Origin of the sequence: Microvirga sp. 3-52 (assembly GCF_018383585.1) — a bacterium.
Taxonomy (GTDB): domain Bacteria; phylum Pseudomonadota; class Alphaproteobacteria; order Rhizobiales; family Beijerinckiaceae; genus Microvirga.
Genome location: NZ_JAHAMK010000067.1, coordinates 1 through 9,272, shown reverse-complemented (window position 1 = coordinate 9,272; position 9,272 = coordinate 1). Strand labels below are relative to the sequence as shown.

The window sequence follows — 9,272 nt, the reverse complement described above, 5'->3', positions numbered from 1 at the left end:
TACAGTCCGGATTTGAACCCGATTGAGCAGGTCTTCTCACAGATCAAAGCACATTTGCGCAAAGCCGAAGCCCGGACCGTCGAGGCGCTCTGGCGGGCCATCGGCGACATCTGTGATCTCGTCGAGCCCGAGGCATGCCGTAACTACTTCACCGCAGCCGGATACGGATTCGTCTGAATGACCGGTGCTCTAGCTATGTTGTGCCTGAAGGGCCGCTTTCCATTGATTGACCAATTTCATAACTCAACGAACGTCGGCTCGGGGTCAAACTGAGCCGTTGGGCGTGGTCTTATGAAGGTCAGCTTTCCCTATGAATATGGAAGTTCGGCCACCGTCTGCCTCGTGCCACCAACAGACCCCCGTCAGCGAGATGCTTTGAGGTTATTTCGTTCCCGAACCGCGTATGGGACCATATCCGCTTCGGGAGATGGCCGTTCCAGGTGCAGTCCCCCACAAACGTCTTCGCCCGCGAACAGCACCATAGGGCCTACAAGAGGGGGTTTTGGACGAGCCTGACCGTAGGTTGCTGATGATTGTACGTGCCGATGAGCACGCAGCACAGCTCCCAACAGAACGGGGCGACCCGGAAAATCAAGACGGATTTCTCGCAGAGTTCGGGAGCGCCGTCGAGGCAGTTGCCACGTCCACGACAGGAGCCGCTGGTCCAGACCTTGGTGTGAACGCTCCTTTGCGGAGCCGACGAACGCTCAGGCGCTAGCCGCCCACATGCTCATAGGAGGCGTGATCGACATCCGTTCCGTGGACTGGATCGATCCCGACTAGATGAAAGACCGGACCTCTGGTAGGCATCGCTTCTGGGACCTTAACACCAAGATATTAGACTTCGCAAGCAAGAGCTGGCGAGACGGGTTTAAGGCCACCCTGCTCTGGATCAAGACGGTGCGGAAAACTCAAAGGCCTTGGCTCTGAAATAACCACGGAGAGGTTCATTGGCGTGTCTGGTTTGCGGTGCGTCGAAAACGATCAACGCTCATCTGGTGCCGAAAGCTTTCGCAACTGAGGTGATCTCAGAGCGAGGCGAGAAGCACGCTCTCGTCCATGCGAAGCAGGATGGTCTGCGCAAGACCAATACGGGTATCTATGACCCTGACATTCTCTGCGGCCCCTGCGATGGGACATTGGGTAAGCACGAGGGCTACGTATTTGATCTACTCAAGAGGATCCGTGCTCTACGGGTGCATGCTGGCAAGATCCTCGATTGCGAGCCTTGCGACGGGGATTCCATCGTCAAATTCGCTGCCGGCATTGTTTGGGAATACGCAAATACCAAGAAAGAGAATGGTCGCATCTCCATCGGCCCCTACTCGGATACGCTCAAAAAGGTTGCGTTCGAGATCACACCGATACCTGCTATGATCGATGCAGCCGCCATCCAGATGCAGATCGGGAACGAGGATGTCCACTTCTACCGGGCCCGGTTACCTGACCGCAAGGAAGGGGTGAATGTCATTCGTTCCTCTGTCGGGGCTCTTGTATTCTTTCTCAAGATCGACAAGCGGTGTAACCCATCGCTCCTGCCGCAGGAATGCTGGGTGCGCGGTCGGCCAGCGGCGTCATTCTTGGTCGCTCCTGCAGACAAATTCGAAGAATGGACGATGCATGCCGACCTTGCGGCTCATCCGCGTGTTCGCGAGTACTTCGATCGGATGAATCAGCTTCGTGTGAGACGACAGTAGGGGACGCACCAGCGAGAAGGCGAAACTATGGGATGGAGCTCAAAGTAGTTAATGGTTAAGAAACCAGAGGCCAAAGCGCCAAAGAAGAGAGAACTGCTTGCGACAGGGGGCGGGAACGCCACAGCGTCGGGGGTAAATTTTCAGGCATCGGTCGCAGCTTACTTCGCTTCGCAAGGCTTAGCAGGGGCACCGCTCGACGCACGCCTGGGCCTGGGCTCGGCAACGCCAACAAGCTTTCGCTTCGAGACTGAGGCGCCGGTCGACGACATCTTGATCTCCTTGGATACAGGTGGCTGGGCGTTCATCTAAGGAAAAAACAGCCTGACCAACTCTACATCGCTCACCAGTGAGCTCGGAAAGACGTGCGATGAATTCGCGCGCCTATGGGAAGCCGCCTCCGTCGGGTTGGGCGCGCATGGTTGGGACCGCCCACTTACCGCCGGCATCGACGTCATGGTGATCGCCGTTGGACACACTACATCGGGAACAATCAAAAATCATCTGGCGCGTGCCCTCGACATTGCGAGGGCCGGATCATCCGCGACACTTTCGAAAGATCAAGCAAACGCACTCGTTAGCTTTCGGAAGCTCATGGCCAAAGCGCTCAAAGCGCGCGGCGGCACGGTGGCTGGCGTGGATCCCAACACGATCCTGAAGTTCATCCACATACTCGATTTCGACTTTGGCGGGCCGCATCGCACGACCGCGGAGACTATCCTCGCCAATGCGTTGACCAATCGTTCGTCAGCGCCCGCCGCGCTTGCCGTTCTTGAGAAAGAATGTGAGCGGCGGATGGCCGCGCGTAACGGCATCAGCATTGCGGGATTGCGCTCCGAGCTAGCCAGAAGCGGCGTTCCGATAAGCGCCTCTCCCGACTATCGATCGGACATCGCGGCGCTCAGGGATCGCTCGTCTCGAGTCGCACGGGCGCTGCAGGACTTCGGACGCACGCAGGTGTCCGGCGCCGACATCACGATTTCTCGCACATGCGCGGAGGCCTGTGTCACCGCGGCAGAGGAAGGGTCGCTTGTTGTGGTTGGCGATCCTGGAGCGGGTAAAAGTGCCGTTGTCCACGAGGCCGCGCGGAAGCTTGATGCCGGGGGCCGCGACGTGGTGCTTCTCGCCCTGGATCGATTGCAAGTGGAGTCGGTCGAGGGATTGTCGGCCACGCTGGGTATCTCCCATCCACTTGCCGACGTACTCGCAAACTGGCCCGGCTCGGGCCCCGCGTATCTGATTTTGGATGCTTTGGACGCCTGCCGGTTTGGGAGAAGCGAAGCGCTCTTTCGAAACGTGATGCAGGAGGTGCTTGAGCTCGATGAAGGGCGATGGCGCATCGTCGCATCGATCCGGACGTTTGATCTCATGGTTGGGCAGGAGTTCGGGCGACTATTCCGAGGAGTGCCTCCCAGCCCTGAATTTACCGACCTGCGGTTCCAAGCCGTGCGGCACATTAGAGTGCCAGAATGGTCTGACACGGAATATGAGGAGATCCTGACGAAAATCCCGGCTCTGCGTGTTGCCGTTGACAACGGCGGACCAAAGCTCGCGGAGCTGGCCAGAGTGCCGTTCAACACCCGACTCCTCGCGGATCTCTTAACGGGGGGAGTCGCACCGGAGCAGCTTCGAAACCTCAGATCGCAGGTCCAGCTGCTCGAAATGTACTGGAATGAGCGTGTGAGACCACTCGGCCTCCCGGCGGAACAGTGTCTAGGCAATACAGTCAGTGCTATGATCGATCGGGGCCGGATGGAGGCGACAAGGATCGCGGCCGGAGCGGGCACCGGAAGCGCTCTCGATCAGCTGCTGCAGCGAGGCGTGCTCATTTCGGTGAATGGCGACCGAGAAGTGGCGTTTCGCCATCACATTCTATTTGACTATGTCGCAAGCCGGACGGTTGTCGACCTTGACGATACCACGAAGACTGACAAGCTGCTGAAGCGTAGTGGCGCGGGCTTGCTTCTCGCTCCAGCCCTTTCCTTCGCACTTCAACATCTGTGGGAGACCTCAGGACCGGGGCGCGATCGTTTCTGGCAGGTAGTTACCAATCTTGCGGGTGATGCTGCGGCTGATCCAATCGCCCGAAGTGTTGCTGCGCGCGTCAGTTGCGACCTGCCATCGGAAGTTGATGATACAACCGGCTTGGTCCGGTTGATGGCCCAATCAAGCGAGAGCGAGAGGGCGTTACGGGCATTCCGGGACATTGTCGGGGCACTATCCGTTCGATTGGAGGACGAAGTGGGCGTGCCACGAGCACCATGGTGCTCGATTGCCGAGTCCGCAGTGCCATTTGTCACCGAGATCGCGTGGCCACTTCGAACATTGATTTACAACCTGATTGACCGCGTCACCGATTCCAATCAGCGCGGGCAGCTAGGCGTTGCAGCAAGGGCGGTTATGAACTACGCCTTTGATGCTCAAGGCGGCGAGATGCTAATGTCACTCGCCATCGGTTTCGTCACGAAGACATTCGGTAGCGATGCCACTGCATCGCGACAGTTGATCGAGCGGCTTCTTGAGCCTAGTCGCATGAAACAGCATGCGCCGGAAGACATGCATTGGCTGGCGGATTGTGTGGGCGACATTGCGGCCCACGACACCGATCTTGTTGTTAAGATTTACGATTGCGTCTTTGCCCACACGATCGAGGATAATACCCTTACAAATCTCGGCACCAGCAAGATCTTGGCGTTCAGGAGCAATCGCCGCCAGGACTTCAAGTTATCGCAATGGACGCTCAAGGAGGCATTTCCCGCCTTTGCAACAATGCATCCTTTGGCGGCCGCCGAAGTGGCCATCAAGGTGTCCCGCAGCCACATCCGAAACGAACATAAACTGACCGAACCCGTCGAAACATTGACGATGACAATCGGCAATCAGGCTGGGCGCATTACTCAGGATTATAGTTACATCTGGGCGGCCACGCATCGAGCCCAACACTCCGACGATGCGGTGCAGGTCATCGACGGCTTCATCGAGATGCTGAAGAACGCTCCTGATGCCGACGCCATCGCGATTGCGGATCGGCTGATCGCTGAGAACGAGCATGGCTGGCTCTGGAACAGACTGTTGATGGTTGCGAATGCGCGCGGAGGCGCGCTGGCCGCAAAGCTCTGGCCGTGGGCCGCTCAGATCGAGCTCCTGCGTTCGGTCGATACGATGGGACCATCCATCGACCTCTTGGCCTCCCAATACAGCCAGCGCTCATCCGCCGAACGGCAGGAAGTCGAAGAGAAGGTATTGGCTGCAACATTCCCGGCGTCAAACAAACCCACGGATGCCGCACTATACTTCAGACGAAAGGTCTTTGGCTCCATCAGTAGGGCCTCGCTCGAGACGCAAGCTGCGAGAGACGTCGTCGACGAAGCCATTGCGACAGGACAGGTGGTAACTAATGACGAGGGTCATTGCTTCTACGATCCCGGGTTGATCGAGCAAGAGGAACACAGCTGGCTGCTCGCCAAGGGGGTCAATGTCGCGATCGAACCAAACACATCAATCCTCGCCGCCATCGGTGCATGCGAGAACATGGTCGTGCGGGAGACCCCCGATACGGAAGCGAGATTGGACGCTGTCGGTGCTTTACAGGACCAATTGATCAGCGGAGGCACTGCAGCGCATCCGTTAGTTGCCGCCCGCGGTTGGGAGAAGGTTGCCTTGATGATCGAGCGGATGACGGCGGACAAGGCAGTGGTTAGCGGGCTGACGGCCTCCCGGCGAACCGAGTTAGAGGATTTACTCAAGTCCATGAAACCGGCTCTGGCTAGTCTCCCGACACCAGATGAAGACATGCTGATGCGCGCGCGGGAAAACACCGCTGGAGCTATCATGAATATCGTTCGTAATGCACCGGAAGCTGCAGAACGTTTCGCCGATGAAATTCGTGCGCTCGCGGCTGATGAATCACCTGACGTTCGCGATGAGATTGCCAGGCGGATTTGCTATCTTTGGAATGCCGACAAAATGCTCCTATGGGATCTGACGAACACTTTTGCAAATAAGGAGACAAACCCGCGCGTTTTAGTCCAACTCGTTAACTTTCTTATTCGGGCATCCAACGACGAGCCTGAGCGTATCGGCACCCTTACGCAAACGATTTTGCAGCGGGGCAACATTGAGGAAAGCGACGGGCGGGATACCTTTTATCAAGGTATCGGAACGTTGGTCTTCCACCTTTGGACGCGCCACGGTCAAACGGCGGCGCGTGAGACCATTGATCGCTGGCTGGCGGACCGCATCTCGTTCAAAGCCGAGCTGCGGCATGGCGCCTTTTCGATAAGGAATGGTCTGGTCGTCGGTTACGACAACGACAATGCACTGGACCAAAAAACGCGTACCCGATGCCAGAAGCTGGCTTTCGAGATCATCGACCGCTCGGCCCGCGGCCTTGAAGAATACATCGCCCTCGATCCAGCCGACCGAACGGATGCCCGCAATGCCGAAGCTTCCGACGATGCGGAGCTACTGAATCAGATGGCCGACCAGTTCTTCTTTGCGGTCGGCGCTCCGGAGGTCCGAAAGGGCGAGAAGCCACGCGCTTTGGGAGAAATCGACTACCGGAAGCGCTACCTCAGAGACAACGAAGAGACCTTTCGGCGGGTCGGCGATGTAGGGCCCCCCAAAACCATCTACCATATGCTTCAGCTTCTGGATTTCCTTGCACCCGGCGATCCAACGATGGTCTTCGACCTCACGTCCCACGCGCTGCTGCAAGCCGGCAAACTACACAACTATCAGTCTGAATCGTTGGGAGCCGATCAGTTCGTGAAAATGATCGGAAGAACAATTGCAGACCACCGGGCACTCTTTGATGATCTTGCCCGCCGCCTCGCCTTGGTCGAGGTCTTGGAAGCCTTCGTCGATGCCGGATGGCCAGCCGCCCGACGCCTGCTCTACCGTCTTCCCGAAGCGCTTCGTTAGGGACTGGCCCGTTCGGAGGCGAAGTAGGTCGCCAAAAGTTCTGCAACAGCTTTCTGAGCCAGAAGTGTTTGGATAGCATACCGACCTTGCGGCGCCCTTGCTGCGGCGTCAGCGTCAGAACCCAGGCCGTGGCATCGCTGCCAGAGCATCGATGGAGGCCATCTGCCGCTTGGCCGCAATCAGCCGCTTGAGCTCGCGCCAGAGCTGATCCATCGGGCTCAGTTCCGGCGCCTGCCGGGGCAGCCACACGAACCGGATGTGCAGCCGGTCCGCCAAGGCTTGGGTTTGCGGGGCGGTGTGGGCGCTGGCCCGATTGGTCAGCAGCGAGAGCCAGCCGGTGCTGCGGTACCGGCGCAGCGCGCACAAGAACGCCTGGGCGGCGGCCTGACCGGCGCGATGGCGGACCAGCACCACGCGGCGAGGGGTCCGCAGGTCGATGGCCCCAAACAGCACCCACTTGGCATCGCGGCCGGTGATCGGCACGACCGCCTGCCTGCCCTTGAGCGCCCAGGTCGCGCAGGGGCGGAAACAGCCGCAGCAGCGTCCAGTCGAGGCACAGCAGCCCGTCGCCCGCTTGCCAGCCGGCCCAAGCCACCGCTGTTCACTTTTGGGGCGTAGTCTCATCACAGCTATGCAGGTTGCCTAAATCATAGATATCCACAGCCTTGCTATGACGTGCATAGGCTTAGATGAGCCCTGCAGCACCAAAGTGCTCCGGGTGCTTACTATGTGATTACTAGGATTGAGAACTGCGGCCTGCCGGCTGGTCACACAGGGGCTAACCTCTTGAGAGATATGGTGAGCGCGCTGGGACTCGAACCCAGGACCCTCTGATTAAAAGTTTGCGGTCCGGACTACTACCTATCCGACACTAACCGCCGCATGCCCTACTCCTGAAGAGTTCCGGCGGACGCTAGCCGCCACAAAACCGCTGATTTACGCTGCAGCATGGTAGCTAATTCGCTGAGTAGCAACCACCATGCCTGAAGCAGCCACCAAGATCACCAAGGCCGCGGTCGACCGACTTGCGCCGGGAGAAATCATCTGGGATGTCGAAATCCGCGGCTTTGGCGTGCGCTGCCAACGGCGTGATCGAGTCTACTTGGTTAAGTACCGCTCGCAGGCCAGGCAGCGCTGGTACACAATCGGCAAACACGGCTCCCCCTGGACGCCGGAGTTGGCCCGGCGGGAAGCCAAGCGGATCCTTGGCTTGGTCGCCGAGGGCAAAGATCCAGCCGACAAGAAGCAGAAGGACCGCTCCGCCCCTACCCTCAGCGCCTTAGCTGACCGCTTTCTGGAGGAGCATGTCGAGGCCAAATCTAAGGATCGCACTTACACCGAATACAAGCGCCTGATTGAGCGGGTTGTGAAACCCGAGTTGGGCCGGCTGAAGATCGATGAGGTTCGGTCGTCGGACATTGAGAGGCTGCACCTGAAGTTCAGGGCTACACCCTACCAAGCCAACAGGCTGGTGGCGCTCCTGTCCAAGATGTTCAACTGGTCCGGCCGGCGTGGGGAGCGCAATCCCTGTGTGGGTATTGAGCGCTTTGCTGAGCAGATGCGCCGGCGCTACCTCTCCTCGGCCGAGCTAGCGCGCTTGGGTACAGCCCTTACCCAAGCTGAGGAACAAAAGCTAACGTCACCCTATGTTGTGGCCGCCATCCGGCTGCTGGTGTTCACGGGAGCCCGGCTCACGGAGATTCTGACCCTACGCTGGGATCATATCGACTTGGAGCGTCATTTTCTGAATCTCGCCGACAGCAAGACCGGGGCAAAGACGATCTACCTCAATGCCGCATCCCGCAATCTCCTCGCCACCCTGCCCCGCTTAGATGGCAATCCGTTTGTCATTCCAGGTGAGCGTGTGGGCAAGCACCTTGTGAACCTTGAGAAGCCTTGGCGCAAAGTCCGCAACCTGGCACAGCTTCCGGACGTGCGACTCCACGACCTCCGGCACTCGTTTGCTTCAATCGGTGCGGGAGCAGGGCTCGGACTGCCCGTCATTGGGGCACTGCTCGGGCACGCCCAAGCAGCAACCACAGCCCGCTATGCGCATCTTGCATCCGATCCTCTCCAGCAAGCAGCAGATCTGATTGGCGAGAGGTTGGCACAGGCCATGCTGCAGACGTGAGAGGTCTAGCTGTCTAAATGAGTTTGATCGGAGAGCGCTATGCATGAAGCGTTGATTGGCTATTATCCGAAAAGCGCACATGACGAGATCGCCTCTCTCCTAGGAAAGTCACCTCATCAACTTGATGACGATTTCCAAGCAGAGATCGCCGAAGTTCTCTTCATGCTGGACAACGGCGATGCGCTTAGGCAATCACCTCAGAAACACAGCCGGGACGCACTTCAACTCATATCTACGCGAGCTCGAGCCTTGGTTGAGGCTCTCAAGTCTATCAATGAAGAGGCTTGGTGGGTGTTAGACAAAGAGTTCTCCGAACGAAAAAAGATCGTGTCCCACGGCGTGGTGTAAGAGCGCCAGTCCTCGGCTGAGCCGGGTTGCTCAGGCGGTCACGGCTGACAGCCTGCGAACGGGATCATCGCTCAACGCGCTCAGACTTTCCAGCGACATGTAGCGCCGGCTCACCGCCCATTCATCGTTCTGCTCCAGCATCAGGGCTCCCACCAGCCGGATCACCGCCCGGTCGT

General features: G+C 58.5%; 5 protein-coding genes and 2 pseudogenes. 5 read left to right on the top strand and 2 right to left on the bottom strand.

The genetic code is table 11. The annotated features are described in order from the left end of the window. The 3 genes and pseudogenes from KHP60_RS24590 to KHP60_RS24580 form a co-directional block, all read left to right on the top strand. Positions 1 to 177 (top strand): annotated as a pseudogene (locus KHP60_RS24590) (IS630 family transposase); the annotation flags it as partial. Positions 178 to 950: 773 nt separating this feature from the next. Next, the gene (locus tag KHP60_RS24585; RefSeq protein WP_213566900.1) at positions 951 to 1,697 is read left to right on the top strand and encodes a hypothetical protein; all 747 of its coding nucleotides are present in this window, start codon (positions 951 to 953) and stop codon (positions 1,695 to 1,697) included. A 591-nt stretch (positions 1,698 to 2,288) separates the two neighbouring features. Continuing rightward, positions 2,289 to 6,617 (top strand): hypothetical protein, encoded by a 4,329-nt coding sequence (locus KHP60_RS24580; RefSeq protein WP_213566899.1) that lies wholly within the window; start codon positions 2,289 to 2,291, stop codon positions 6,615 to 6,617. Positions 6,618 to 6,731: 114 nt separating this feature from the next. Here the strand turns inward: KHP60_RS24580 and KHP60_RS24575 are convergent, their stop codons facing one another. After that, positions 6,732 to 7,100, bottom strand: a complete 369-nt coding sequence (locus tag KHP60_RS24575; protein WP_311925353.1) for a transposase — start codon at positions 7,098 to 7,100, stop codon at positions 6,732 to 6,734. A 496-nt stretch (positions 7,101 to 7,596) separates the two neighbouring features. Here KHP60_RS24575 and KHP60_RS24570 point away from each other — a divergent pair, with 496 nt between their 5' ends. Continuing rightward, complete coding sequence (locus KHP60_RS24570; protein WP_213566898.1) at positions 7,597 to 8,748, top strand: site-specific integrase; 1,152 nt, start codon at positions 7,597 to 7,599, stop codon at positions 8,746 to 8,748. Between the two features lie 39 nt (positions 8,749 to 8,787). Then, positions 8,788 to 9,096, top strand: a complete 309-nt coding sequence (locus KHP60_RS24565; RefSeq protein ID WP_213566897.1) for a hypothetical protein — start codon at positions 8,788 to 8,790, stop codon at positions 9,094 to 9,096. Positions 9,097 to 9,126: 30 nt separating this feature from the next. Here the strand turns inward: KHP60_RS24565 and KHP60_RS24560 are convergent. Then, positions 9,127 to 9,272 (bottom strand): annotated as a pseudogene (locus KHP60_RS24560) (IS256 family transposase); the annotation flags it as partial.

Coding starts and splice junctions, on each gene's coding strand:
- KHP60_RS24580 (WP_213566899.1), top strand. CDS start 2,289: ATGGCCAAAGCGCTCAAAGCGCGCGGCGGCACGGTGGCTGGCGTGGAT.
- KHP60_RS24570 (WP_213566898.1), top strand. CDS start 7,597: ATGCCTGAAGCAGCCACCAAGATCACCAAGGCCGCGGTCGACCGACTT.
- KHP60_RS24565 (WP_213566897.1), top strand. CDS start 8,788: ATGCATGAAGCGTTGATTGGCTATTATCCGAAAAGCGCACATGACGAG.